The 24,219-nt window shown below is 61.7% G+C and carries 22 protein-coding genes; 14 read left to right on the top strand and 8 right to left on the bottom strand.

The window, feature by feature from the left end; all coding sequences use genetic code 11:
* Window positions 1-17 precede the first annotated feature (17 nt).
* Window positions 18-1,190, top strand: coding sequence for a hypothetical protein (locus ACWF8S_RS10435; RefSeq protein WP_447553252.1), 1,173 nt, complete (start codon window positions 18-20; stop codon window positions 1,188-1,190).
* Here ACWF8S_RS10435 and ACWF8S_RS10430 read toward each other — a convergent pair.
* Both ACWF8S_RS10430 and epmB read right to left on the bottom strand, forming a co-directional pair.
* On the bottom strand, window positions 1,187-2,500 hold the full coding sequence (locus ACWF8S_RS10430) for an amidohydrolase family protein (protein ID WP_447553251.1): 1,314 nt from the start codon (window positions 2,498-2,500) through the stop codon (window positions 1,187-1,189). The genes ACWF8S_RS10435 and ACWF8S_RS10430 overlap by 4 nt on opposite strands.
* Window positions 2,501-2,590: 90 nt before the next feature.
* Window positions 2,591-3,610 carry an EF-P beta-lysylation protein EpmB gene (gene epmB / locus ACWF8S_RS10425; protein ID WP_447556583.1) on the bottom strand — a complete coding sequence of 340 codons (1,020 nt, stop codon included), beginning with the start codon at window positions 3,608-3,610 and terminating at the stop codon, window positions 2,591-2,593.
* A 167-nt stretch (window positions 3,611-3,777) separates the two neighbouring features.
* Here epmB and efp point away from each other — a divergent pair, with 167 nt between their 5' ends.
* Together efp and epmA are read left to right on the top strand one after the other, a co-directional pair.
* Window positions 3,778-4,344 (top strand): elongation factor P, encoded by a 567-nt coding sequence (gene efp, locus ACWF8S_RS10420; RefSeq protein WP_227390322.1) that lies wholly within the window; start codon window positions 3,778-3,780, stop codon window positions 4,342-4,344.
* An 84-nt stretch (window positions 4,345-4,428) separates the two neighbouring features.
* The gene (epmA, locus tag ACWF8S_RS10415) at window positions 4,429-5,409 is read left to right on the top strand and encodes an EF-P lysine aminoacylase EpmA (RefSeq protein WP_447553250.1); all 981 of its coding nucleotides are present in this window, start codon (window positions 4,429-4,431) and stop codon (window positions 5,407-5,409) included.
* Between the two features lie 8 nt (window positions 5,410-5,417).
* Here epmA and ACWF8S_RS10410 read toward each other — a convergent pair whose 3' ends face one another.
* Together ACWF8S_RS10410 and ACWF8S_RS10405 are read right to left on the bottom strand one after the other, a co-directional pair.
* Window positions 5,418-6,968, bottom strand: coding sequence for a DHA2 family efflux MFS transporter permease subunit (locus ACWF8S_RS10410; protein ID WP_447553249.1), 1,551 nt, complete (start codon window positions 6,966-6,968; stop codon window positions 5,418-5,420).
* Window positions 6,965-8,131, bottom strand: a complete 1,167-nt coding sequence (locus ACWF8S_RS10405; protein WP_447553248.1) for an HlyD family secretion protein — start codon at window positions 8,129-8,131, stop codon at window positions 6,965-6,967. Before ACWF8S_RS10405 ends, ACWF8S_RS10410 begins: the two co-directional genes overlap by 4 nt.
* Window positions 8,132-8,317: 186 nt before the next feature.
* Here ACWF8S_RS10405 and ACWF8S_RS10400 point away from each other — a divergent pair, with 186 nt between their 5' ends.
* Window positions 8,318-8,989, top strand: a complete 672-nt coding sequence (locus tag ACWF8S_RS10400) for a TetR/AcrR family transcriptional regulator (RefSeq protein ID WP_447553247.1) — start codon at window positions 8,318-8,320, stop codon at window positions 8,987-8,989.
* Here the strand turns inward: ACWF8S_RS10400 and asd are convergent.
* From asd to rsgA, 3 genes are read right to left on the bottom strand one after another with little or no spacing between them, the layout of a single operon-like run.
* A complete protein-coding gene (asd, locus tag ACWF8S_RS10395) occupies window positions 8,981-9,847 on the bottom strand; it encodes an archaetidylserine decarboxylase (RefSeq protein WP_447553246.1) in 867 nt (288 codons plus the stop codon). The genes ACWF8S_RS10400 and asd overlap by 9 nt on opposite strands.
* Window positions 9,848-9,882: 35 nt before the next feature.
* Entirely contained in the window at window positions 9,883-10,725 is an 843-nt protein-coding gene (locus ACWF8S_RS10390) for a sulfurtransferase (protein ID WP_447553245.1), read from the bottom strand.
* 18 nt (window positions 10,726-10,743) lie between these two features.
* The gene (rsgA, locus tag ACWF8S_RS10385) at window positions 10,744-11,763 is read right to left on the bottom strand and encodes a small ribosomal subunit biogenesis GTPase RsgA (RefSeq protein ID WP_447553244.1); all 1,020 of its coding nucleotides are present in this window, start codon (window positions 11,761-11,763) and stop codon (window positions 10,744-10,746) included.
* A gap of 85 nt (window positions 11,764-11,848) precedes the next feature.
* On the opposite strand from rsgA, the gene orn reads away from it, so the two are divergent.
* Window positions 11,849-12,415 (top strand): oligoribonuclease, encoded by a 567-nt coding sequence (orn, locus tag ACWF8S_RS10380; protein ID WP_447553243.1) that lies wholly within the window; start codon window positions 11,849-11,851, stop codon window positions 12,413-12,415.
* 17 nt (window positions 12,416-12,432) lie between these two features.
* Here the strand turns inward: orn and queG are convergent, their stop codons facing one another.
* The gene (gene queG / locus ACWF8S_RS10375; RefSeq protein ID WP_447553242.1) at window positions 12,433-13,542 is read right to left on the bottom strand and encodes a tRNA epoxyqueuosine(34) reductase QueG; all 1,110 of its coding nucleotides are present in this window, start codon (window positions 13,540-13,542) and stop codon (window positions 12,433-12,435) included.
* A 138-nt stretch (window positions 13,543-13,680) separates the two neighbouring features.
* Here queG and ACWF8S_RS10370 point away from each other — a divergent pair, with 138 nt between their 5' ends.
* The 9 genes from ACWF8S_RS10370 to hflC all read left to right on the top strand — a co-directional run bounded on the left by ACWF8S_RS10370 (window position 13,681) and on the right by hflC (window position 24,118).
* A complete protein-coding gene (locus tag ACWF8S_RS10370; protein WP_447556582.1) occupies window positions 13,681-15,204 on the top strand; it encodes an NAD(P)H-hydrate dehydratase in 1,524 nt (507 codons plus the stop codon).
* Between the two features lie 11 nt (window positions 15,205-15,215).
* Window positions 15,216-15,674: a tRNA (adenosine(37)-N6)-threonylcarbamoyltransferase complex ATPase subunit type 1 TsaE gene (gene tsaE, locus ACWF8S_RS10365; RefSeq protein WP_447553241.1), complete on the top strand. Its 459-nt coding sequence runs from the start codon at window positions 15,216-15,218 to the stop codon at window positions 15,672-15,674.
* A gap of 27 nt (window positions 15,675-15,701) precedes the next feature.
* Window positions 15,702-17,165 (top strand): N-acetylmuramoyl-L-alanine amidase, encoded by a 1,464-nt coding sequence (locus tag ACWF8S_RS10360; RefSeq protein WP_447553240.1) that lies wholly within the window; start codon window positions 15,702-15,704, stop codon window positions 17,163-17,165.
* Window positions 17,166-17,174: 9 nt separating this feature from the next.
* Complete coding sequence (mutL, locus tag ACWF8S_RS10355; protein ID WP_447553239.1) at window positions 17,175-19,088, top strand: DNA mismatch repair endonuclease MutL; 1,914 nt, start codon at window positions 17,175-17,177, stop codon at window positions 19,086-19,088.
* Between the two features lie 55 nt (window positions 19,089-19,143).
* Window positions 19,144-20,082, top strand: coding sequence for a tRNA (adenosine(37)-N6)-dimethylallyltransferase MiaA (miaA, locus tag ACWF8S_RS10350; protein WP_447553238.1), 939 nt, complete (start codon window positions 19,144-19,146; stop codon window positions 20,080-20,082).
* A 146-nt stretch (window positions 20,083-20,228) separates the two neighbouring features.
* Window positions 20,229-20,477, top strand: a complete 249-nt coding sequence (gene hfq, locus ACWF8S_RS10345; protein WP_447553237.1) for an RNA chaperone Hfq — start codon at window positions 20,229-20,231, stop codon at window positions 20,475-20,477.
* Between the two features lie 36 nt (window positions 20,478-20,513).
* Entirely contained in the window at window positions 20,514-21,824 is a 1,311-nt protein-coding gene (gene hflX, locus ACWF8S_RS10340) for a ribosome rescue GTPase HflX (RefSeq protein ID WP_447553236.1), read from the top strand.
* Between the two features lie 119 nt (window positions 21,825-21,943).
* Entirely contained in the window at window positions 21,944-23,209 is a 1,266-nt protein-coding gene (hflK, locus tag ACWF8S_RS10335; protein WP_447553235.1) for an FtsH protease activity modulator HflK, read from the top strand.
* Window positions 23,210-24,118, top strand: a complete 909-nt coding sequence (hflC, locus tag ACWF8S_RS10330) for a protease modulator HflC (protein WP_447553234.1) — start codon at window positions 23,210-23,212, stop codon at window positions 24,116-24,118.
* Window positions 24,119-24,219 lie beyond the last annotated feature (101 nt).

Here is a 24,219-nt window from a genome sequence, read left to right as displayed (position 1 = left end):
TCCAAGGAGAAAGCGCCATGCGTACGGGATTGATGTTGCTGGTCGCCGCTCTGGTCATGGCGGGCGGGTTTTCAGCGCTCGCTTCCAACGAGGCGTTCGAGCCGCGACTGGTGCGACTTGAAACCGCGCGGACCTTGCCTTCCATCGAGGCTTCGCTTGCCAAGGAAAGCGCCGATATCAACGCGCTGTTTCTTCACTACGCCGATGATCAGGCGCTCTGGATGAATGCCCACTTGATGATTCTGCGCTACGGCGACAACGCTCGCGATGTGCTGATCGATTACGGGCATCTACCTGCGTTTCAGCAGGTGTTGGTCCGCTTCGGGGCCGATGCGGTGCTGCCGATCAGCTACTTTCGCGATCACGAGGTGGCCACACTTCGCGCCCAGCACTGGGTGGGCGAGCGCTATCAGCAGCTTAGCCAGTGGTGGAACGACGAGGGCGAAGAGGAGGCCGCTTCGCCCGCGGACATCGAGGAGTGGGGCCCCTACCGACGTGGGCAGATGGGCATCGCGCTCCTGGAAGCCGAAGGGCATGCGCTCTTGAACCAGTTCGTCGTCGATAGCGAGCACCGCGTGCACTGGCTCCAGGGCGAGCGTGTGGTGGCCGGGCTGGGAGACTTCTTTACCAGTGGCCTGCGCAACCTGGAAAGCCAGTGGCGCCGCGATGAAGCCATTGGCGCCTCGGACATGGGCTGGGCCGGGGTCGACCTTCTCTTGATGGCGAGTACGGTCAAGGTATTACGCGCCGGTCGTGTGGCACGCGGCGTCCGGGTCGGCAGTGTGGAAGCCCAGGGGGCAAGGGCGGGGCTGGGGCAGGGCGCTCTTGCCGGCGCCGCGCGCTTTGCAACGCTCCCGCGCCTTATGAAGGTCGCCGCCGTGGCCTCGACGGCGTATGTGGTCATCCGCCACCCTTCGCTTGTCAGTGCGCTGGGCGCCAACGTGGCCCAGTGGCTTGGGCTGCCCGCCTGGCTTGGCCAGTTTGCGGTTTGGCTGGTTGTACTGTTTCCGCTTCTGGTGGTGACGCGGTTTGTCTGGCGCTGGGTAATCACGCCGCTACTCTGGCTCTTGTTGCCGCTCTGGCGCGCCGGCGTGAATGCCTTGACGCAAACGCGCCCGCACAAAACCGAGGATGCGCCCACCGCACTTGATGAGTCGAGCGATGAGGCGCAAAAGTCCCAAAAGGCCTAGTAACGCAGAATTTCTACTATGTGGCGGGTATGGGTAATGTCGTCGACAGGGTCGTTTTCCAGCACCAGAAACTGCGCGCGGGCGCCTGCATTGATTCGGCCAAGGTCGTCGATGCCCAGCATGTCCGCACCGTTTAAGGTGGCGGCCGTCAGCACCGCCAGCGGTTTCATGCCGGCCTCGACCATCAGCTCGAGTTCGAGGTGCTCGGCAATGCCGGGGACGCGCAGGGCGGTGGCGCCGGAGTCGGTGCCCATCACGATACGAATGCCGCCGTGTTCGGCGATGCGCGCCAAGTTGGCCATGTTCATGGCCACCGCCTCGCGGGCATCGTCGGCATTGGCGAGTGCCTGTTCGCGCCATTGAGCGTCTTCTATCTGCTCGCGAAGCTCTGCACTGAACCCTTTGGCGAAGAAGTCATCCTCCAGCCACTCGGGGTGCTCGGCGTAGATGTACTCTGCCTCATCGATATTGATGGTGGGGATGTACCAGACGTTTTGTTCGCTCATCTGCTCCAACAGTTCATCTGTCACCTCGGCGTCGCGAATACCGTGTGCCAGGATATCGATGTTGGCCGCAAGCGCCGCTTCGGCGTCGGCCACATCATGAATGTGCGCGGCGATCTTGAGGCCTTGCGCGTGAGCCTCTTCAGCCGCGGCGGTAAAGGTTTCCGAGGCCATCTTCGGGGCGCTGCCGCCCATGTCGTCGATCCACACCTTGATCACATCGACCCCGGCCTCGGCCATTTCTCTTACTGCTTCGCGGGCAGCTTCCGGGCTTTCCGGACGAATCACCTGGCCTTCCACCACGTGCATGCGATCTTCCGGCGGGGCGCCATCCTGTACCCCAAGGCCGGGGCCTGCGCCGTAAAGATCCGCCCCTTCGTGATCATCTCCACGCAGCTCTTCGCGTAGCTCATAGAATAGTGGCGGGCTCATGCCCAGGGCGTTCACCGCCGAGATACCAAAATCGGCAAACTGGTTCAGGTCTCGGTTCACCGTTTCTCGGGAGTAGTACTCACCGCCATGCTCCAGGCCCTGTACGGTGCCCGCGTGGCTGTGCCCGGCGATCAGCTCGGGCATGATGAAGTGGGCAGTGTGATCGACCCGTGTACTACCCTCGGGGGCGTCAATCTGGGCCTGCGGCCCCACGGCTGTCACGCGGCCGTCATTCACCACGATGCGGGCGTTCTCGATCACTTCCTGGCCGTCGAATACCTTGCCGGCGTCAATGACATACTCCTGGGCCAGAGCCGGTAGTGCGGCCATGGCACAGGCAAGGCCTGCGGTGAGGGGTAGGCGAAAAGTTTTCATACGTTCTCCCAGAGGGGTGCGTTTGAACCATCTTTTTCAGTGTAGATGGCTTGGACCATTCAGCGAGAAGCCCCTGGTGTTTGCTCTGTCCTAAAGCGGCGTCTTGCTCGCCTCGCCCGGTACCTCACGCACCAGGCGGGGCATCAAGAAGCCAGGCAGACGCTCGCGAAGCTTGCCTACAAGCGTGCGCGCCTCGTCATCCGACACATCGAAGTGCGCTGCGCCCTGTACCGGGTCCAGCACGTGCAGGTAGTAGGGCAGCACGCCAGCCTCGAACAGCCGCTCGGAAAGGGCAGCCAGCGCATTTACACCGTCATTGACACCACGCAGCAGTACGCTCTGGTTCAACAGCGTGACACCCGCTGCCTTCAGGCGGGCACAACCATCAACTACTGCTTGATCGATTTCATTGGCGTGGTTGATATGCAGCACCATCACTTTTTGCAGGCGTGTATTGTCAAGCCATTCAAGAAGCGCGCTGTCTACTCGGTCCGGAATCACCACGGGCAGGCGGGTGTGGATGCGCAGGCGCTTGAGGTGCGGGATGTGTTCCAGTTCGTTCACAAGCCAGGCAAGCTGGCGGTCGCTGGCGGCCAGCGGGTCGCCCCCGGAAAGAATCGCCTCGGTGATGCTGGTATCGCCACGCAGGTAGTCAAGCGCCTCCTGCCACTGCGCGCGGGAGGGGGAGTTCTCGCTGTAGGGGAAGTGGCGGCGAAAGCAGTAGCGGCAGTTCACTGCGCAGGTGGGGCTTGCGATCAAGAGCACTCGGCCTGCGTACTTGTGAATCAGACCGCGGGCCGGGCGATGGTCGGCCTCTTCCAGCGGGTCGATCACATAGCCCGGGCGCGCAAGCGCCTCCTCGCCCAGCGGCAGTACCTGACGCAGAAGCGGGTCATTGGGTGCGTTGCAGGCCATTCGGGTGAAATAAGCTTCCGGGACGCGCACCTCGAACAATTCATGTCCGGTCTGCGCGCCTTCAAGCCACGTTTCATCCAGCCCCAGGCGCTGGCAAAGTACCCTTGGGTCGCGAATGGCGTGGGAAAGCTGACGTTGCCATGACGGGCGCGGTACGTCGTCTGGGCGCTCGGGATTGTCCGAGGCAACGATCATAATGTTCTCCTGCAAAAAAGCCCTCCTTCGGGTTATCATGCGCGCACTTATTGAACGATGCGGTGTGAACGGCGCGATATGAGCCGCGCCGCGCCCGTAAAGGCGCAGTATGCCTTCACGCATCGGCTACAGTAATCGATAACTGACATAGATCATTGAGAGGCAACATGGCTAACTATTCTACCAATGAATTCAAGGGCGGTCTGAAAGTAATGCTCGACGGCGACCCCTGCTCGATCGTCGAGAACGAGCTGGTCAAGCCGGGCAAGGGTCAGGCGTTCAACCGCGTGAAGCTGCGCAACCTGATGACCGGTCGCGTGGGCGAGCGTACGTTCAAGTCCGGTGACTCGCTGGAAGGCGCCGACGTCATGGATCTGGAGATGGAGTACCTCTACACCGACGGTGACATGTGGCACTTCATGAAGACCGACGGCTCCTTCGAGCAGTACGCGGTCGAGAAGAAAGCGCTCGGCGATACGGAAAAATGGCTCAAGGAGCAGGTGCCTTATACCATTACACTGTGGAACGACAAGGCGATCTCCGTGACGCCGCCCAACTTCATCGAGCTTGAAGTGGTGGAAACCGACCCGGGCCTGAAGGGCGATACCGCTCAGGGCGGCTCCAAGCCGGCCACACTCTCCTCGGGGGCTGTGGTACGTGTGCCGTTGTTCATCAACCAGGGCGAAGTGCTGAAAGTGGATACCCGCTCCGGCGAGTACGTCTCCCGCGCTTGATGATAAAAGGCCCATCGTTGATCGGTCAGGGCCTGCCCGCCCAAAGCCACGCCGCGGCGTGGCTTTTATTTTGAGGAAACGATAATGGCGCGAGCATGGCGTCCCAGTGCGGACATGGCAGTTCTGCGCGATCGTGCGCGGCTGCTGACTCGAGTGCGGGCCTTCTTTACCGAGCGCGACGTGCTGGAGGTCGAGACCCCGGTACTGGGCCAGGGAGGGAGCACGGATATGCACCTGATGTCGCTTGCCACTCAGGCGCGGACCGACACGGGACGCCGTCGGCTATGGCTGCAGACCTCGCCGGAATTCCACATGAAGCGCCTGCTGGCGGCGGGCAGTGGGCCGATCTTCCAACTGGCCAGAAGCTTCCGCGACGGGGAAGTGGGCGCGCGTCACAATGTCGAGTTCACCATGCTCGAGTGGTATCGCCCGGGATTTTCGCTCGCTGATCTGATCGATGAGACCGCGGCTCTGGTGGCCGCGTTGATACCGGGGGTGGAAGGCAAGAGGATGCACTACCGCTATCGGGAGCTTTTTCATGCTCACCTGGCGGTGGACCCGTTTACCACCTCCTTGAACACGCTGAGAGCACTGGCCGCCGAGCACTCCCATTCGCCGGTGAAGGATTGGGCAGCCGAAGAGCGGGACACCTGCCTGGATCTTTTGATGAGCATGGTGATCGAGCCCACACTGGGGCGAGGAGAACTCAGCGTGGTGACGGATTACCCGGCAAGCCAGGCTGCCCTTGCCAAACGCTGCCAGGACGACGACGGTGAATGGATCGCTGCGCGCTTCGAGCTCTACCTCGACGGCGTCGAGCTTGCCAACGGCTACGATGAGCTGACCGACCCCGTAGAGCAACGCGCGCGCTTCGAGCAGGATAATCGCGAGCGAAAGCGCCTGAATCTGCCGGAAGTGGATATCGACGAGCGCTTGCTGGCGGCTCTCGAATCCGGCATGCCGGAAGGCGCGGGCGTAGCGCTGGGACTCGACCGGCTGATTCAGCTGGCGCTTGGAAAACCTCGTCTGGCGGACGTGCTGGCCTTTGCCACCCCCAACTGCTGAAGGCGTCCTCAAGCGCGGATACGCTTGAGCAAGAATACCAGCGGCACCGTGACGATGTAGATCAGCCCCAGCCAGGTGAAGATATCGTTGAAGGCAAGCACCTGCGCCTGCTGGGCGACCCGTTGGGCGAGTAGACCTACTGCCGCGTGATAAGCGTCTGGTACCGTGCCGCTCAGCATCGCCTCGTATTGGGCGATTTCGGCAACGACCACTTCACGGCCGGTATCAATGGCCGGAATCAGCTGGTTCCAGTGAAAGTCCTCGCGGATATCGCGCACCGTGTCGAGCAGCGCCAGCCCCATGGCGCCGCCCAGGTTGCGCATCACGTTGAACAGCCCGCTGGCGTTACCCACCTCGCTTTGTGGCAGAGTACCCAGCGCGATTCTTGAAGCCGGTATGATGCACATGATCAGCCCCACACCGCGCACGATCTGCGGCACGCAGAACTGCCAGAAACCGGACTCCACGGTGAGATTGGCGTTCATCAGGGTGCCCACCCCGACCAGCAACAGCCCGAAGAAGAGCAGAATACGCAGATCCGTCCGGTTGGATAACTGGCCGACAACGGGGGCGCACAAGAACATGGTAAGCCCCGTGACGAACATCACCTGGCCGATCTGCAGGCTGGAGTAGCCCCGCACGTAGCCGAAAAACAGCGGCATGATGTAGACCAGCCCATACAGCGCAATGCCGATGATAAACCCCATGCCCGCACCGATGGCGAAGTTGCGGTTGGCAAAGGCGCGTAGATCGACGATGGGATGATCGCTTGTCAGCGTACGTGCAAAGAACCAGATGCCTGCACCCAGGCAGATCAGGCTGAACAGCACGATCTGGCGGCTGGCAAACCAGTCATCACCCGGGCCTTCTTCCAGCACGAACTCTAGCGTTCCCAGAAACACGGCGATCAGGGCCAGCCCGATCAGGTCCAGGCGGCGTGCCAGCGCGTGGTCGGGTTTGTCGATATCCAGAAAATTCCAGGCCGCCCAGCACACCAGAATGCCGGGAATCACGTTGGCCAGAAACAGCCAGTGCCAGCTCTGGGTTTCGGTGATGTAGCCGCCTACGGTGGGGCCGATGGATGGGGCCATGGTCACCACCATGCCGATCACCGCCTGCACGCTGCCCATCACACGCCGCGGGAAGATCGAGAAACTCACCGCCTGGGTGATGGGGATCATCGCTCCGCCCATGAACCCCTGAATGGCGCGCAGCACGATGAGCTGCTCGATCGAACCCGCCAGCGCACAACCAAGGCTTGCCAGCGTGAAGCCGGCGCAGGAGAGCGTAAACGCTACCCGCGTCGAGAGGATGCGCATCAGCATGCCGGACAGCGGGATCATCACGATCTCCGCAATCAGGTAGGAGGTCTGCACCCAGGAAATCTGGTCCTGGCTGGCGGAAAGCCCCGACTGGATTTCATTGAGCGAGCTGGCCACGATCTGAATATCCAGAATCGCCATGAACATGCCGAACACCGCGGCGATAAAACCGATTCGCTGGCGCCAGGGCGGCATCTCGCTGGGGCCTATGACAGGGGAGGCGGTCGCCCCGCTCATGCGCCGGGCTGCTCGCGGGCAGTGGGTGAGGTAGCCACGCGGGCGTGCGGCGTATCCGTTTCCAGCTCGCGGGTATCAATTTCGGGTATCGCTGAAAGCCCGGCACGCAGAAGGCCCAGTGCATCAACAGGCCCGGTCACACGGATCCTGACCGGCACTCGCTGCACGATCTTGTTGAAGTTGCCAGTAGCGTTGTCCTGAGGCAGCAGGCTGAACTCGGTGCCGGTAGCCGGCGACAGGCTTTCGACGATGCCTTCAAAGGCAATGCTTGGGTAGGCATCCAGATGAATAGCCACTGGCTGGCCCAGGCGAATCCTTTCAAGCTGGGTCTCCTTGTAGTTGGCCGTGATGTAGGCCGACTCGAGGGGAACGAGCTGCATAAGCGTCAGCGAAGGTTGTGCCACCGTGCCGACTTCTACCCGCAAATTCCCGATAATGCCGTCCCGCGGGGCCAGAATCCGTGTCTTGTCGAGCTGGTGCTGGGCATAGGCCAGATCGGCGCTGGCGGCGTCCAGGTTGGCTTCGGCGCGAGTCACGTCGCTCTCGGCCACGGCCAGCTGGCGCTGGGCTGAAATGACGGCTGCGCGGCGGCTGGCCAGGTTGGCTTCGGCCACGCGTAGCGCGCTCTGGTCATCTTCGCGCTGCTGGCGCGAGCCGTAGTTGCTGGCCGCAAGCGACGACGAGCGCTGAAGATGCGCCCGGGCCTGATCCACTTCCGCCTGGGCGGCGTCTACCTGGGTGGTGGCCTGGTCAATGGCAGCCTGCTGCAGGTCCACCTGGCGCTGAGACTGGGCAATGGAGGCGGCCGCCACCGCTTGCCGGGCGGCGGCCTGGATGACCTGATCGCGAGAGCTGACATCATCCAGGCGTACTAGCGGCTCATTTTTCCTGACCGCCTGATGGTCGCGCACCAGGACCTCAACGACCCGCCCCGAGAGTTCTGCGCGTATGGCGACACTATCGGTGCGTACATAGGCATTGTCCGTTTCCTCGATGAAACGTCCGATTTGCCACCAGCCCACTCCCCACCACGCCAGTGCGGCCAGGGCGATACCTGCTGCCAGGAGTACCACCCGCTTTCGCCCCGGTTTAGTGCCCTTGCGCTCGGTCGGGTGTGCCACTGCCGACGCCTCGTCTAGATCCTGCTTGCCATCCGGTTTCATGGCCGTTCCTCACGCCTGTCGCTCCGGCAGATTGGCCACCGGAAAAGAAGCTTTATAGTGTAATGAATGCTACACTACATGGCTACTTTGTTAACAGGCTAGCCGTAAATTTTTTCAATATGGACATGGCGCTCGAGTACCTGGGTGCCGATCAATGATTTGGACGAGTTGAACACAGGAGTATGCATGTCGCGCTCAACGTCTCCTTCTGCCGCCGCTGAGCGGCCCGATAACGGCACAGCGGCACTGACGGCCCGCGGTGAGGCGCGCCGCGAGCGCCTGCTGGACGCCGCTAGAGATGTCTTTCTCGAGCAGGGCTACGCCGGGGCCAGCGTCAACGATGTAGTGGCCCGGGCGGGGGGGTCGCTGGCCACGCTCTACAAGCAGTTCGGTAGCAAGGAAAAGCTTTTTACCGCGGCCATGGAGCGTCATATTGCGACCGCCTGGGCGGTCCTGGAGGAGGGCAGGCGGGACCGGCAGGCCCCGGAGCAGGTGCTGTATGAGCTGGGGCGGCGCATGCTGATGCTGGTCTTCGACCCCGGCGTCATCCGGCTGGTACGCGGGTTGGCCTTCGAGGCCGAACGCGTCCCCGAGCTTGGCGAGCTGTTTCTGACGCAAGGCCCCGATCATACCCGCCAGGCACTGGCCTGTTATCTAGGCGACCAGGTAACCCGCGGCCAGCTGATCCTTGACGACCCACGCGAGGCGGCCGGCATGTTCATGGGCATGCTGCTGGGTGAATGGCATATCAACGCCTTGCTGGGGCGCAGCCTGCGCATTGATGAAGCGCAGTGCAACGCCCGGGCACGACGCTGCGTCACGATCTTTCTGAACGGTGTGACGCCTTCATCAGGCTGAGGTTGGGCGCTTGATCGGCTGGTTTGCAAAATCGCCCAGGGTCTGCCCCATGCTGACCATCGTTTCCGGGGGGTAGTCTTCAAAGGCGACCGGGTTGGCAAAGCACATCACTACCGTCGAGCCGAGCTTGAACAGGCCCATTTCCTCCCCGCGCTCCAGGGTGATCGGCTCAGCGAAACGAGTGCGTTGTGGCACGCCCGCCAGAGGCGTGACCTGGCCAGACCAGACCGTTTCAATGGCGGCGACGACCATGGCACCCACCAGCACCATGGCAAACGGCCCATGAGGGCTGTCGAAAATGCACACCAGACGCTCGTTGCGGGCGAACAGGTTGGGGACATAGCTGGCGGTGGCCTTGTTCACCGAGAAGATACGCCCCGGCACATAGATCATTTCCCGCAGCGTGCCGGTCATGGGCATATGCACGCGATGATAATCTCGCGGTGAAAGATACACCGTGGCAAAGCTGCCCTGCGAGAACTCGGCGGCCAGTGTGGCATCGCCGCCTAGAAGCGCTTGTATCGAGTAACGATGCCCCTTGGCTTGAATCAACGAGTTCTGCTCGATCAAGCCATGACGCGAGAGCGAACCGTCCGTGGGGCTTAGAATCCCTTCCTCGAGCGGGCGTGCGTCGGCCTTCAATACGCGAGTAAAGAACGCGTTGAAGTTCTTGTACGCGGTCGGGTCGGGCTCCAGCGCCTGGCTCATGTCCACGTTGAAGCGCTTGATGAATGCCTTGATCAGGGCGTTCTTGAGCCAGACCACCTCGGTTCGGGCAAACCAGCCGGTCAGCCGCGAAATGCCATGGTGCGGCAGCGGGTACTGAATCAGGGAAAAAGCTTTTTGTGCTAGCGTCACGTTAAGTACTTCTCGCAGTGGGCCCCTTGAGGGCGCTATTGTTCAATCGGCGTATCGTCGCGGTTGCCCCACTCGCCCCAGGAGCCGGCATAGCCACGGATATTGAACCCCAGTGCCTTGCCTACCAGCCAGGTAAAGCTGCTGCGGTGGTGGCTCTGGCAATGGGTAGCCACCTCCATATCCGGAGTGAGGCCCATGGCCTGAAGTTCGGTGATCAGCTCGGCGTAGTCGCGAATGCGCAGCGCGCGGGTTCGGTCCATGGCATCGACCCAATCCATGTTGACAGCACCCGGAATATGACCGAGGTGCTTGTTGTTGCCTTTCTCGCCATCGTATTCACCCTTGGAGCGCGCGTCCCAGACGGCAAACGCCCGATCATCGAGCTTTTCCTTGATTTCCTCACAGGTGATGAGTGCGTGAGGGTTGAGAATCTCGGCATGGTAGTCGCTGGGTGTGGGGTGGGTCTGCTCGGTGCTCTCCTCGAGTCCGTCATCGCGCCAGGCATGAATACCGCCATTCAGATAGGAGTAGCGGGTATGGCCGATCAGATCCAGCGTCCATAAAAGCCGGGCCGCCCAGCCGCCGCCTTCGTCATCGTAGGCCACCACATGGGTGTCGCGTGTAAGTCCGAGAGCGCTGAACAGTCGGGAGAGAAACTCGACGTCGGGCACATCGTTGGGCACCGGGCCTTCTCCACGCATCAGATAGCGAAAATCCAGGTAGACCGCCCCCGGCACGTGGCCCTGGCGGTAGCTGTCCGGATTCACCGGCACGTCAATGATCATAAGCTGAGGATCATCCAGATGGCCCTTGAGCTGCTCTGGCTCAACGATCAATGGCAACAGGTTCGATTCCGACGAGGGGGGCGCGGTGCTCATGGGCAGCTCCTTTGAAAATCAGGTGTCCAGGCTATCGAGAATACGCCGATAGCTGGCAAAACGTTCGGGATGAATCTTGCCTGCCTCGACCGCTTCAAGTAAAGCGCAGCCCGGCTCCGAGCGGTGGCGACAGTCGCGAAAGCGACAGTGGCCGATGAAGGGATGAAACTCGATAAAGCCCTCGGTCACTTCCTGCTCACTCAGGTGAATCAGGCCGAACTCGCGAATACCGGGGGAGTCGATCAGCTCGCCATTCGCGACCTCCTCGACATCCATGGTGTAGAGCCTGGCTGTGGTCGTGGTGTGCGTGCCCTTGCGCGAATCTTCCGAAAGCGCGCCGATACGCAGCGTCTCATCGGGCAGCAGCAGGTCGATCAAGGATGACTTGCCCACACCGCTCTGGCCCACGAACACCGAGGTGCGTCCTTCCAGTTGCGTGCGCAGTGCGTCGAGCCCCGCCTCATCGGCGGTGGTCGTGCGCACCACCGGATAACCAAGACCTCGATAGCGCTCCAGGAGCTTGCCAAGCTCGCCACCATCTCCCGGCAGCAGATCGGTCTTGTTGAGCACCAGCACCGGAGCGATACCGGTGGCTTCAGCGGCCACCAGGTAGCGGTCGATCAAATTGGGGTGAGGGGCGGGCTCCACCGCAAAGACAATCAGAATCTGATCGATATTGGCAGCCACGGGCTTCAGTAGCCCTCGGGCATCGGGACGTTTCAAGACACTTTGGCGCTCGTCACGGGCCACCACCACACCCGAACCTTCCTGGCCCGCCCGCCAGATGACCCGGTCGCCGGTCACCAGACCCTCCAGATTGGCGCGCAGGTGGCAGCGCACCGGCGCTCCTTCGGCGTTGCGCACCTCAAGGGTGCGCCCGAAGTGCGCCATCACGCGCCCCGGCTGTTCGGCGCCGTATTCACCGGCGGCCAGTTTTTCAGCGTCGCGCACATCGCGCTTTTCAGCGCGACCTGCACGCTCTGCCTGAACCTTGTCTACTCGCCACTGCTGCTGGCGACTCAATTTACGTTTGCTCATGACCACCCGATGCTCGGTACAATAGTATTAGTGTACCTGTTAACGTGGCCCGGGTAACGACACCCAGGCCCTCTTGGAGAAATGCATGAGCGATACCACCGCCCCACGACGCGACCTGCTGGTCTGGATCGACCTTGAAATGACCGGCCTGGACCCGGAAAAAGAGCGCATCATCGAAGTCGCCACGCTGGTGACCGATGCCCACTTGAACGTGGTGGCCGAGGGCCCGGTCATTGCCGTGAGCCAGCCCGATAGCCTGCTGGCAGGGATGGATGCCTGGAACCAGAAGACCCACGGCGAGTCCGGGCTCGTGGCGCGGGTCAAGCAAAGCCAGGTCGAAACCAGAGAGGCCGAGCGCCAGACGCTTGAGTTCTTGAGCCGCCATGTCGAGCCCGGCTCATCTCCCATGTGCGGTAACAGCATCCACCAGGACCGGCGCTTTCTGGAGCGCGAGATGCCGGCCCTCTGGGCATTTTTCCACTACCGCAACCTGGACGTCTCGACCGTGAAAGAGCTTGCCAAACGCTGGAATCCCGAGGCGCTGACGGGCTTTGGCAAACGTAACGTGCACCTGGCGATGGACGATATCAAGGAATCGATTGCCGAGCTTGCCCACTACCGCAAGACCTTTTTACGCACCTTGGATGAGTAAAGCGAGCACATGAAACGCTAGCCCGAGGTGGCGATTCGCGCGCCGCGCCTGGTGCGTTGCTCCTTTAGTGCCCAGGCCACGTGCTCGCGTACCAGCGGGCTTGGGTAGGCGCGGCGGGCGTCGAGCGCAGCTTCAACGTCAATGCCCCACGGGGCGTTGCCCAGGCCCACGGCCAGGTTTCTCAGCCAGCGCTCGTAGCCGATACGGCGAATGGCGCTGCCGGCGGTCTTTTGCAGGAACTCCTCTTCGCCCCAGGCGAACAGGCTGATGAGCGAGGCCCGGTCCAGGTCATGCCGGGGAGCGAAATCCTCTTCGTCGGTGGCCCGGGTAAAACGTGTAAAAGGGCATACCAGTTGACAGTCGTCGCAGCCGTAGACCCGGTTGCCCATGGCGCGGCGGTACTCGACAGGGATTGCCCCGTGAAGCTCGATGGTCAGGTAAGAGATGCATTTACGAGAGTCGATGATCTTGTCGTCGACAATGGCACCGGTGGGGCAGGCGCTCTGGCAGGCGCTGCAACTGCCGCAGTGCTCCTGCTCGAACGGCGGGTCGACGGGCAGGGGCAGGTCGGTGTAAAGCTCGCCCAGAAAGAACAGCGAGCCGGCTTTGGGGTTGAGCAGCATCGCGTTCTTGCCGAACCAGCCAAGGCCCGCTTTCTGGGCCAGGGCCCGCTCCATTACCGGGGCGGAATCCACAAAGGCGCGGTAGCCGAATTCGCCCACCTCCTGCTCGATTTTCTTGGCCAGGGTGGCCAGGCGTTTGCGGATCAATTTGTGATAATCACGCCCTAGCGCGTAGCGCGAAATATAGCCCAGCCGGCGTTGGCCCAGGACCTTGGTGGTTTCAACCTCCGGTGGCAGATAGTCCATACGCGCGCTGATGACGCGCCGGGTGCCGGGCTCAAGCTCGGCCGGGCGTGTTCGCTTGGTGCCGTGCTTGGCCATGAACCCCATCTCACCGTGGTAGCCGTTATCCAGCCATTGGCTCAGGTGCTCTTCGTGGGCGCCCAGCTCGGTATCGGTAATGCCGATCTGCTGAAAGCCGAGTTCACGGCCCCAGGTCTTGATGAGCTCTGCCAGGCCTTCAAGCTCTTCAGCGGAAAGTGAAAAAGCGGTGGAAGTCGCCATGGTTCATCAACGTTGGTGCATAGGCGCGCTATGCTAACCCATAAGGCGTGATCACGACATGCCATCGGCGCTGAAACGGCGTCAGGAACACGTTACTTCATGAACACGTTACTTCACGAACAAGGAGCCCGGTTGTCGATGTCCAGCCAAACGCCTCATTCAGCGCTTTCCACAACGCTTTCCACCTCAACGCTACGCCCGCTTTTCAAGGCCGCCCAGGTGCGCGAGCTTGACCGACGCACCATCGCTGCGGGCATTGAAAGCTTTGCCTTGATGCAGCGCGCGGCCTCGAGCGCCTGGCACAGCTTTCGTTCCCGCTGGCCTCAGGCGAAAAGCGTGAGCGTGCTTTGCGGCGGTGGCAATAACGGCGGTGACGGCCATGTGCTGGCAGCACTTGCCATGCAGTCCGGCCTCAAGGTGCAGCGTATTTCCATCCAGGCCCTTGAGTCGCTGGAAAACGACGCTGCCCGGGCCGCCGCGCTGGCAAGCGACGCAGGAGTCGGATTCGAGCGCTATCAAAACGGCATGCGCCTCGAAGGCGAGGTGATTGTCGATGCGCTGCTGGGCACGGGCCTTTCGCGTGAGGTCGAAGGCGAGATGTTGTCGGCCATCGGGGTGATCAACGATGCCGGTAAACCGGTACTTTCGCTGGATGTTCCTTCGGGCATTGCGGCGGATACCGGGGCCGCGCTGGGGGGGGCGGTCCACGCCGACTGCACGGTAACCTTCATCGGTGACAAGATCGGTCTGCATACCGGCGACGCGCCGGGCTATGCCGGGGACATCGATTTTCGCCCGCTGGGCGTCAAGGCCCAGGCGTTTTTCGATATCCTGCCCGCCGCCTGGCGGCTGGAGGAGAGCTGGCTCAAGACGGCCTTCGCGCCCAGACCCCGGGCTGGTCACAAGGGAAGCTTTGGCCACGTGCTGGTCATGGGGGGCGCTCCTGGCTTTGGCGGCGCGGCGCTGCTGGCCTCGCAAACCGCCGCGCGGCTCGGGGCGGGCAAGGTGAGTCTGGCCACTGCCGCCGAGCACGTCAGCGCAAGCCTTACCCGTTGCCCCGAGATCATGGCGCGAAGCGTTAGAGGCGGCGCGGACGCTGGCGAGCTGGCGCAGGCCGCCGACGTGATTGTCGTCGGCCCCGGCATGGGCCAGCACGCCTGGGGCCAGGCCGTACTGCAAAGCGCCCTGCAAACCGATAAACCCCTGGTGGTGGATGCGGATGGGCTCAACCTGCTGGCCACGTCCTGGCCGTCGCTCAAGCGCGACAACTGGGTGCTCACGCCTCATCCGGGCGAGGCGGCCAGGCTCTTGGACTGCACGGTGGCCGATATTCAGGCCGACCGGCCCAAGGCCGCCAGAGCTCTGCAGCGCGCTCGGGGCGGCGTCGTCGTTCTCAAGGGGGCCGGCAGTCTGGTTGCCGGGCCGGAGGGGGTGGTGGTGTGTCCCTTTGGCAATCCCGGCATGGCAAGCGGGGGCATGGGGGACGTATTAAGCGGCATGCTGGGCACACTGGTTGCCCAGTTTGATGATATCGAGCTGGCTACTCGCCTGGGAGTGATGGTTCACGCCCTGGCCGGTGATGCCGCTGCAAAAGAAGGCGGTGAGCGTGGCTTGCTGGCAAGCGATCTGGCATCCTATGCACGCATTTTGATCAACCCGTGAAGGCAGCCTCGATGCAAGTGCAGTTGAGTGATGAAGTGGCGCATGTGGCGTTTGGCGAAGCGCTGGGGCGTGCCCTCGAGGGGCGCGGTCGGGTATACCTTGAAGGTGAGCTGGGGGCAGGTAAAACTACGCTTGCCCGCGGCATTTTGCGTGCTTATGGCTACCAGGGCGCGGTAAAAAGCCCCACCTATACGCTTGTCGAGCCTTATGAGCTTGACGCCCAGCGCGTGTATCATCTGGATCTCTATCGCCTGGGCGACCCCGAAGAGCTTGAATTCATCGGCGGGCGCGATATTTTAAGTGACCAGGCGCTTTGTCTGATCGAATGGCCCAGCCGCGGAGCTGGCTGGTTACCCGACGCCGATGTCAGGATCGCGTTGACCGTGGCTCGCCAGGGACGTGCGGCAACGTTAACGCCTGAAAGTCAGTGGGGGCGGCAGGTGCTGGCCGCTTTGCAGGCGCCAACGTGATAAATCGCAGGAGAGTGGTGTGATTCAATGGATATGAGTGGCACATTCAAGCGCCTGCTCGGCATGGCCGTGCTGGGCTTGTTGATGGTTTCAGGCGCCGCTCAAGCGGCGCTGGTGGAAAGTATTCGCCTTTGGTCGGCGCCGGATCATGCGCGCCTGGTGTTTGATCTCTCCGGAGCGGCGAATGCCGATGTCTTCCCGCTGAGCAACCCTGCAAGGCTGGTCATCGATCTGGACGATACCGAGCTTGATACCGATGCCTCGACGCTGCCCCTAAACGACAGCGCCATCGATGCCGTGCGCACCGGTAGCCGGGAAGGTGGCGGCCTGCGGGTAGTGCTCGAACTCAATCGCGAGATCACCCCCCGGCATTTTACGCTCCCGCCCAATGACCAGTACGGTCACCGTCTGGTGGTGGATCTGGAGTATCCCGGCGAAAGCGCGGTCGAAAACCCTATCGACCCTATCGAAGCTATGATCCGCGAGCAGGAAATCCAGGCCCAGCGCATCACCGCTCAGGCCCAGGCCACGGCGCCGGCCGATGCTCCCGTCGCCGAGCAGTCGCCGGTCGCGGTTCAGCCCGCCCAGCCCCACCCTCAGCGTGACATCATCATCGCAGTGGATGCGGGCCACGGCGGGGAAGATCCCGGGGCGATCGGCCCGAGCGGCACCCGCGAGAAGGATGTGGTGCTGGATATCAGCCGTAAGCTGGCCGCCGACATCAACGCCACTCGCGGGTTCAGAGCGGTGCTCATTCGCGACGGCGACTACTATCTCGGGCTTCGTCAGCGCACCCAGTTGGCCCGGGAACAGAAAGCCGACTTTTTCGTTTCCGTTCACGCCGATGCCTTTTCAAGCCCTCGGCCCCAGGGCAGCTCGGTCTACGCACTTTCACAGCGCGGCGCGACCTCGGAAACCGCTCAATGGCTTGCCGATAGCGAAAACCGTTCGGACTTGATCGGCGGGGTGGATGGTTCGCTTTCACTACGAGACAAGGATCAGGTACTGCGCGGCGTATTGCTGGATTTGACCATGACCGCGACGCTCAACGATTCGCTCACCATCGGCGGTCAGGTGCTCGAGAAGCTCGGCCGGGTAAACCGGCTGCATAAATCCCGGGTAGAGCAGGCAGGCTTCATGGTGCTCAAGTCGCCGGACATTCCTTCGCTGCTGATCGAGGTGGGCTTTATCTCCAATCCGGACGAGGAACGGCGTCTGCGCGATCCTACCCACCAGCAGGGGCTCTCGACGGCCATTTTCGGTGGTCTGCGCGAGCACTTCGAGCGTAACCCCCCACCGGCGAGCCTGTTGGCCTGGCAGCGGGACAATCATCGCGCGCCGACGGGTAACGAATACCGCATTCAGTCCGGCGATACGCTCTCGACGATTGCCGTGCGCCACGGTGTGCCAGTGAACCAGTTGAAGCAGGCCAACGACTTGAATGGCGATGTCATTCGGGTGGGTCAGGTGCTGCGAATTCCCCGCTCTTGAGAGGTATCGATGCCTGAAGTTGTCTCCATGTCGCGCATTCATGTCCTCGATCCTCGGCTGGCCAACCAGATTGCTGCCGGGGAGGTGGTCGAGCGGCCCTCATCGGTCACCAAGGAACTGATGGAAAACGCCATCGATGCAGGCAGCCAGCGCATCGAAGTGGATGTCGAACAGGGCGGCACCCGGCTTGTTCGAGTACGCGATGACGGCATCGGGATCAGCGAAGAGGATTTGCCGCTGGCGCTCGCCCGCCACGCGACCAGCAAGATCGAGAGTCTGGAAGACCTGGAAGGAGTCAGCTCGCTGGGCTTTCGCGGCGAGGCGCTGGCCTCGATCAGTTCGGTCTCCCGACTGGAGCTTGTCTCCAATGCAGACGATGATCCCCGTAGCGGGTGGCGCGTGGTCGCCGAAGGGCGAGGAATGGAGGCACGGGTCAGCCCGGCGCCTCACCCTCGGGGAACCAGCGTTTCGGTGCGGGATCTTTTTTTCAATACGCCCGCCCGACGCAAGTTCCTGCGTACCGAGAAAACCGAGTTCGCTCATATCGAGGAGGCGTTTCGTCGTCAGGCGCTATCGCGTTACGACATTACCTGGGTGCTGCGCCACAATCAGAAAACCGTGCATCAGCTGCCCGCTGGCGACTCCGCCGTGGCGCGTGAGCGGCGTATTGCCTCGCTTCTGGGCAAGAGCTTCATCGAGCACGCCCGGTTTATCGAACGCGAGGCGGGCGGACTGCGCCTCAGCGGCTGGGTTGGGTTGCCTACCCACTCCCGCTCCCAGGCGGATCAGCAGTACTTTTTCGTCAACGGGCGGGTGGTGCGCGACAGACTCGTTGCCCATGCGGTGCGCCAGGCGTACCGCGATGTACTCTATAACGGGCGCCACCCGGTATTCGTGCTTTACTTGACGCTCGACCCGGACGTGGTGGACGTCAATGTTCATCCCACCAAGTACGAAGTACGCTTTCGCGATGGGCGCATGGTGCACGATTTTCTCTATTCGAGCCTGCACCATTGCCTGGCGGCTTCCAAGCCCGTCGAAGAGGCCGTATCAAGCGAAAGCCAGGCGCCGCCTTCGCAGGTTAGCGTGCCGGCGGCTGAAAACTCGCAGGAACCCCAGGCGCCTGAGGCGCGCTGGCAACAACAGGGAATGGCACTTGGCGAGGGGGCGGCGCGCCATCCGGGGGCCGAGCGGGTGCGCCGCTTCATGCAGGGCTATCAGGCCCTGCACCCGGACCATGAAGAGAGTCTCTTGACGCCTCAGTCTTCACCGGCCACGGCCCCGGCGACCCACCAGGTGCGCGAGGTTCCGGTCATGCCCGAAGCGGACCCGACCAGTGCGCCGCCGCTGGGCTTTGCCTTGGGGCAGCTTCACGGCATCTACATTCTGGCGCAGAACGCCCAGGGGCTGGTGCTGGTGGATATGCACGCCGCTCACGAGCGCATCGTGTACGAACGTATGAAACATCAACTGGCCGTACAGGGGGTGGACACCCAGCCGCTGTTGGTGCCGGTGTCTCTGGCCGCCAGCCGGCAGGAGGTAGCCACGGCTGAAAGCGAGCAGGAGGCGATTGCCGCGCTGGGCCTGGAGCTCGACGTGGCTGGCCCGGAGACGCTTCTGGTGCGAAGGCTTCCCGCGCTTTTAGCCGGCGCCGACCCGGAAGGCCTGATTCGCGAAGTGCTCGAAGAGCTTGCAAGTTTCGGTCAGACCTATCAGGTAGAGGCACGACTTCACGCACTCTTGTCCACCATGGCCTGTCACGGCAGCGTACGTGCCAACCGTCGGCTCACCATGGATGAAATGAACGCGCTGCTGCGGGATATGGAGCGTACCGAGCGAAGCGATCAGTGTAACCATGGCCGCCCCACCTGGACCCAGATGAGCATGAAGGCCCTCGATAAACTCTTCTTGCGTGGCCAATAGCGCGACCCTTCGATACGAACCAGTGATTCGAACCATTGATACGGAGCTGCCTGGAATGGCCGATACACGCCCCTTGGCGATATTTTTGATGGGCCCGACGGCGGCTGGCAAGACCGATGCCGCCATGGCGCTTCACGATCGGCTGGGCTGCGAGTTGATCAGCGTGGATTCGGCGATGGTGTATCGCGGCATGGATATCGGCAGCGCCAAGCCCTCGCCTGCCGAACTTGCCCGGGCGCCACATCGGCTGATCGATATCCGAGACCCCGCCGACCCCTACTCGGCAGGGGATTTTCGCGAAGACGCGCTTGCCGCCATGCGGCAAATCAACGCGGCAGGGAAGGTGCCGCTTCTGGTAGGCGGCACCATGCTGTACTACAAGCGTCTGCTGGAGGGCGTGGCGGATTTGCCCGCCGCCGATGAAGCCGTACGCCTCGAGCTTACCGGAAAGCGTGAGGCAGTGGGCCTGGAAGGCCTGCACGCCATGCTCGTCCAGGTAGACCCGGCCTCCGCCAGGCGTATTCACCCCAACGACCCCCAGCGCCTGTTGCGCGCTCTGGAAGTGTATTACGTCAGCGGGCGACCCATGAGCGAGCTTTGGGCCGAGCAGCGCCCCGAAAACTTTCCGTACCGTGTGCTGTCGATAGGGCTTGCACCGACTGACCGGGGCGTATTGCATGAGCGCATCGCACGCCGTTTCGAAACAATGTTGTCCGAGGGCTTGATAGACGAGGTGGTCGCCCTCAGAAAGCGTATTGATCTGCATCAGGCGCTGCCGGCGATGAAAAGCGTCGGCTACCGGCAGGTGTGGGAGTACCTCGAGGGCGACTACGATGAACAGACGCTGCGCGAGCGGGGCGTCATTGCCACTCGCCAGCTCGCCAAACGTCAGCTAACGTGGTTGAGAAGCTGGCCGTCGTTGAACTGGATCGATTCCACCGAGGCGGGCCTTGAGGATAAGGTGCTGAAATTCGTGCGCGAAAGCGGTGCTTAGCGTAAGATAGTGTTTTCGTAAGCACGATTTTTCGAGCGCCCCAGACGTTTTGCAACACAAGGCCTTTCGGGCAACTAGATTGCGGTGACGCCATGAAAGGCGCGCCATTTAATAACCAACCCCAACGACAGATTAGGGAGAGCAGCATGTCCAAAGGGCAGTCCCTTCAAGACCCGTACCTGAATATCTTGCGCAAGGAGCGCATTCCGGTCTCTATTTTCCTGGTAAACGGCATTAAGCTTCAGGGCCAGATTGAATCGTTTGATCAGTTTGTCATCCTGCTTCGCAATACCGTTAGTCAAATGGTTTACAAACACGCTATCTCCACGGTGGTGCCGTCGCGCAACGTGCGTCTGCCGGCACAAGACCCGGCCGCCCCGGAGGCGGACATCTAACACCGGTTGGTTAGCCCGAGACGCAAGAGGTATTGATTGTTTTTTGAACGCCCAGATGCCGGTGAGACGGCCGTACTTGTTCACGTAGATTTCTTTGATGAGCAAGCGCGAGAAGACCCGGGTGAGTTCTTGGAGCTTGTGCGCTCTGCTGGTGCAGAGCCCGCGACATTGCTCACAGCCAGCCGACAACGCCCTGATTCCCGAACCTTCATCGGCTCAGGCAAGTTGGAAGAGCTGCGGGCAATGCTCGCTGCACACCAGGCCGAACTTGTGATCTTCAACCATGGTTTAGGTCCTTCTCAAGAGCGTAACCTTGAGCGCGAGCTGAAGTGCCGGGTACTCGACCGTACCGGGCTGATTCTGGATATCTTCGCTCAGCGGGCCCGAACTCACGAAGGTAAGCTTCAGGTCGAGCTTGCCCAGCTTGAATACATGTCCACGCGCCTGGTGCGCGGGTGGACTCACCTTGAGCGCCAGAAGGGCGGTATCGGCCTTCGCGGCCCGGGTGAGACTCAGCTTGAAACCGACCGACGCCTGCTGCGCGGACGGATCAAGTCGATTCACAAGCGCCTGGACAAGGTGCGCAGCCAGCGCGAGCAGAATCGCCGCGCCCGCTCACGCGCCGAGATTCAAAGCGTATCGCTGGTCGGATATACCAACGCCGGCAAGTCAACGCTTTTCAACGTACTGACCGATGCTAAGGTGTACGCCGCCGATCAGCTTTTTGCCACCCTCGACCCGACCCTTCGTCGTCTGGAAGTGAACGACGTGGGGCCGATCGTGATGGCCGATACCGTGGGGTTCATTCGCCACCTGCCCCACAAGCTGGTAGAGGCCTTCCAGGCCACGCTTCAAGAAGCAGCCGAGGCCTCGCTTCTGATTCACGTGATCGACGCCGCGGATCCTGATCGGGAACTCAATGTCGAACAGGTGAATCGCGTACTTGAGGAGATCGGCGCTGATGATGTGCCGGTGCTCAAAGTGATGAACAAGATCGACAAGTTCGACAGCGCGCCGCGTATCGAGCGTGACGACAAGGGCCGCCCGGAAGTGGTATGGCTTTCGGCGCAGAAGGGGCAAGGACTTGACCTGCTGCATGAAGCGCTTTCCGAGCGATTGGCTGACGATGTCATCGGTTTTTCGCTGACGCTCTCGCCGGAGCAGGGTAAGCTGAGAGCAGGGCTTCACGAGCTCAATGCCGTACGCGAGGAAGCGTTTGACGAAAAGGGCCGCTCGGTGCTGGACGTACGTTTGCCCCGGCGCGATTTCAACCAGCTGATGGCGCAGCTGGGCGAGCGGGCCAACACCTATTTACCCGAAGCGCTGCAAGAGACCGACGAGTGGTAGCCTGTTGACGAGCGTCGCGTCGAAGCGGCACGAGCCGATATAGCAACAATATTATAAGCATGGCGGCCTCGCTCACACGCGGGGCCGTATGCAGGTTAACACCTTAGTGGAGACGAAGTATGGCCTGGAACGAGCCTGGTGGTGGCAACCAGCATGACCCCTGGAGCAGCGGTGGCCGACGCGGCAACAATAGCGGCGGCGATCGTGGCAACGGTGATCGTGGCAATAATGGGGGCGGCGGTAACAACGGAGGCAATAATCAGGGCCCGCCGGATCTGGACGAAGCACTCAAGAAGTTTCAGAACAAGCTCAACAACATGCTGGGCGGCAGCGGCAAGAAAGGCGGTGGCAACGGCAGCAACAGCGGCGGCGGCAAACCGCGCAACTCCTTCGCGCTTCCTGGTCTTCTGATCATCGTGGCGCTGGCGATCTGGGCGGCTCTGGGCTTTTATCTAGTGGATCAGTCCGAGCGTGGCGTGGTGCTTCGCTTTGGTGAATACCAGGGTATTGTCGAGCCCGGCCTGCAGTGGAATCCGCCTCTGATCGACGACGTACGCATGGTCAACGTGACCCGCGTTCGTTCGGTCTCGCAGACCCAGTCGATGCTGACCCGCGACGAGAACATCGTCGAGGTGGAGATCTCCGCGCAGTACCAGGTGTCCAATCCACGGGATTTCGTCCTGAACGTACGTAATCCGGCGCTCTCGATCGAGAATGCACTGGATTCGTCGCTTCGCCACGTGGTGGGCGGCACCGACATGATCGATATCCTGACCTCGGGTCGTGAGATTCTCGGCAGCTCCGTGGCCAGTCGTCTGCAGACCTACCTGGACGCCTACGGCGCCGGTATCCGGCTTCAGACCATCAACATCGAATCCACGACCGCTCCGGCGCCGGTCATCGATGCCTTCGATGACGTGATCCGTGCCCGCGAGGATCGTCAGCGTACCATCAACGAAGGCATGGCCTACGCCAACGCCATCATTCCGGCAGCGCAAGGTCAGGCGCAGCGTATCGTTGAACAGGGTCAGGGGTATCGTGAATCCGTGGTAGCGGAGGCTCAGGGTCAGGCTAACCGTTTCAACGCCCTGGTCGGCGAGTACCGTAATTCCCCCGAGATCATGCGTGAGCGTATGTACCTGGATACAATTGAAGAGGTCTTTGGCAACACGCCCAAGGTACTCTTGGATGTCAGCGAAAATGCCCCCCTGATGTATCTGCCGCTGGATCAGATGCGCGGTAACTCAGGCGCGAATCGCTCCACCGGTACCTCGAACAGCAATGAGGAGCAGATCGATCCGTCCGTACTGGAAACCCTGCGCAATACCCAGGGCAGCACGTCATCGTCGCCGAACAATGGCACCATTCGCAGGGAGGGCCGCTAAATGATCAATAACCGATCCCTGCTGATCGTCGGTGGCCTGGCCGCCATCGCCTGGCTTGCCAGCAATACGCTCTACGTGGTCGATGAAACCGAGCGCGCGGTCAAGCTGCGCTTTGGTGAGGTCATCGAAGAGAATATCCAGCCGGGCCTGCACGCCAAGGTGCCGATTGCCCAGACGATTCGCAAGTTCGATACGCGCCTGCTCACGCTGGATACCGATACCAGTCGCTACCTGACGCTCGAGCAGAAAGCGGTAATCGTGGATTCCTACGTCAAGTGGCAGGTGGTCAATCCCACCCGTTACTACGAGGCGACGGCCGGCGACGAGATGATGGCGATTCGCCTGATTCAACCTCGTGTGGATGAAAGCCTGCGTAACGAATTTGGTCGACTGAACCTTCAGGAGATCATCGCCGAGCGGCGTGACGACCTGATGATCGGCCCCACTGAAGAGCTCGATAGTCTGATGCGGGATGAGCTGGGGGTTGCCGTCCGCGATATTCGTATCAAGCGAATCGACCTGCCCGAAGATGTTTCCGCCGCGGTATTCCAGCGGATGCGCTCCGAACGTGAGCGTGAGGCCCGCGAGTGGCGCGCCCAGGGTCAGGAAGAGGCCGAGCGTATTCGCGCCAATGCCGACCGCCGTCGTCAGGTGCTGCTGGCCCAGGCCAACGAACGCTCTGAAACCCTGCGTGGTGAAGGTGATGCTGAAGCCGCGGCCATCTTCTCCGAGTCCTACGGTCAGGATCAGGAGTTCTTCGCTTTCTGGCGCAGTCTGAACGCCTATCGCTCGAGCTTCTCGGGAGATGGCAACATGATGGTGCTGGAGCCTGACAGCGACTTCTTCCGCTATATGCGCAGCCCAAACCCGGAGTCCGGTGAAAGCGCTGACGCAGGTGACGACGAATAAGCGCAAGGCCGTGACCCCCGTGGTTTGCTGAAGCGGCGGGGTTCATCTGGCCGTTAAACGTGGTAGACTTAATTGAACCGGGCGTTCGCCCGGTTTTTTTG

Source organism: Vreelandella xerophytica (assembly GCF_968048975.1).
Note: the sequence above shows the minus strand (reverse complement) of the source record. Positions and strands in the feature narration are given on the sequence as shown.

Coding starts and splice junctions, on each gene's coding strand:
- hfq (WP_447553237.1), top strand. CDS start 20,229: ATGTCCAAAGGGCAGTCCCTTCAAGACCCGTACCTGAATATCTTGCGC.
- rsgA (WP_447553244.1), bottom strand. CDS start 11,763: ATGAGCAAACGTAAATTGAGTCGCCAGCAGCAGTGGCGAGTAGACAAG.
- ACWF8S_RS10360 (WP_447553240.1), top strand. CDS start 15,702: ATGGATATGAGTGGCACATTCAAGCGCCTGCTCGGCATGGCCGTGCTG.
- epmB (WP_447556583.1), bottom strand. CDS start 3,610: ATGATCGTTGCCTCGGACAATCCCGAGCGCCCAGACGACGTACCGCGC.
- tsaE (WP_447553241.1), top strand. CDS start 15,216: ATGCAAGTGCAGTTGAGTGATGAAGTGGCGCATGTGGCGTTTGGCGAA.
- hflK (WP_447553235.1), top strand. CDS start 21,944: ATGGCCTGGAACGAGCCTGGTGGTGGCAACCAGCATGACCCCTGGAGC.
- efp (WP_227390322.1), top strand. CDS start 3,778: ATGGCTAACTATTCTACCAATGAATTCAAGGGCGGTCTGAAAGTAATG.
- epmA (WP_447553250.1), top strand. CDS start 4,429: ATGGCGCGAGCATGGCGTCCCAGTGCGGACATGGCAGTTCTGCGCGAT.
- ACWF8S_RS10435 (WP_447553252.1), top strand. CDS start 18: ATGCGTACGGGATTGATGTTGCTGGTCGCCGCTCTGGTCATGGCGGGC.
- ACWF8S_RS10410 (WP_447553249.1), bottom strand. CDS start 6,968: ATGAGCGGGGCGACCGCCTCCCCTGTCATAGGCCCCAGCGAGATGCCG.
- ACWF8S_RS10400 (WP_447553247.1), top strand. CDS start 8,318: ATGTCGCGCTCAACGTCTCCTTCTGCCGCCGCTGAGCGGCCCGATAAC.
- ACWF8S_RS10370 (WP_447556582.1), top strand. CDS start 13,681: ATGTCCAGCCAAACGCCTCATTCAGCGCTTTCCACAACGCTTTCCACC.
- ACWF8S_RS10430 (WP_447553251.1), bottom strand. CDS start 2,500: ATGAAAACTTTTCGCCTACCCCTCACCGCAGGCCTTGCCTGTGCCATG.
- queG (WP_447553242.1), bottom strand. CDS start 13,542: ATGGCGACTTCCACCGCTTTTTCACTTTCCGCTGAAGAGCTTGAAGGC.
- miaA (WP_447553238.1), top strand. CDS start 19,144: ATGGCCGATACACGCCCCTTGGCGATATTTTTGATGGGCCCGACGGCG.
- ACWF8S_RS10390 (WP_447553245.1), bottom strand. CDS start 10,725: ATGAGCACCGCGCCCCCCTCGTCGGAATCGAACCTGTTGCCATTGATC.
- mutL (WP_447553239.1), top strand. CDS start 17,175: ATGCCTGAAGTTGTCTCCATGTCGCGCATTCATGTCCTCGATCCTCGG.
- hflC (WP_447553234.1), top strand. CDS start 23,210: ATGATCAATAACCGATCCCTGCTGATCGTCGGTGGCCTGGCCGCCATC.
- ACWF8S_RS10405 (WP_447553248.1), bottom strand. CDS start 8,131: ATGAAACCGGATGGCAAGCAGGATCTAGACGAGGCGTCGGCAGTGGCA.
- orn (WP_447553243.1), top strand. CDS start 11,849: ATGAGCGATACCACCGCCCCACGACGCGACCTGCTGGTCTGGATCGAC.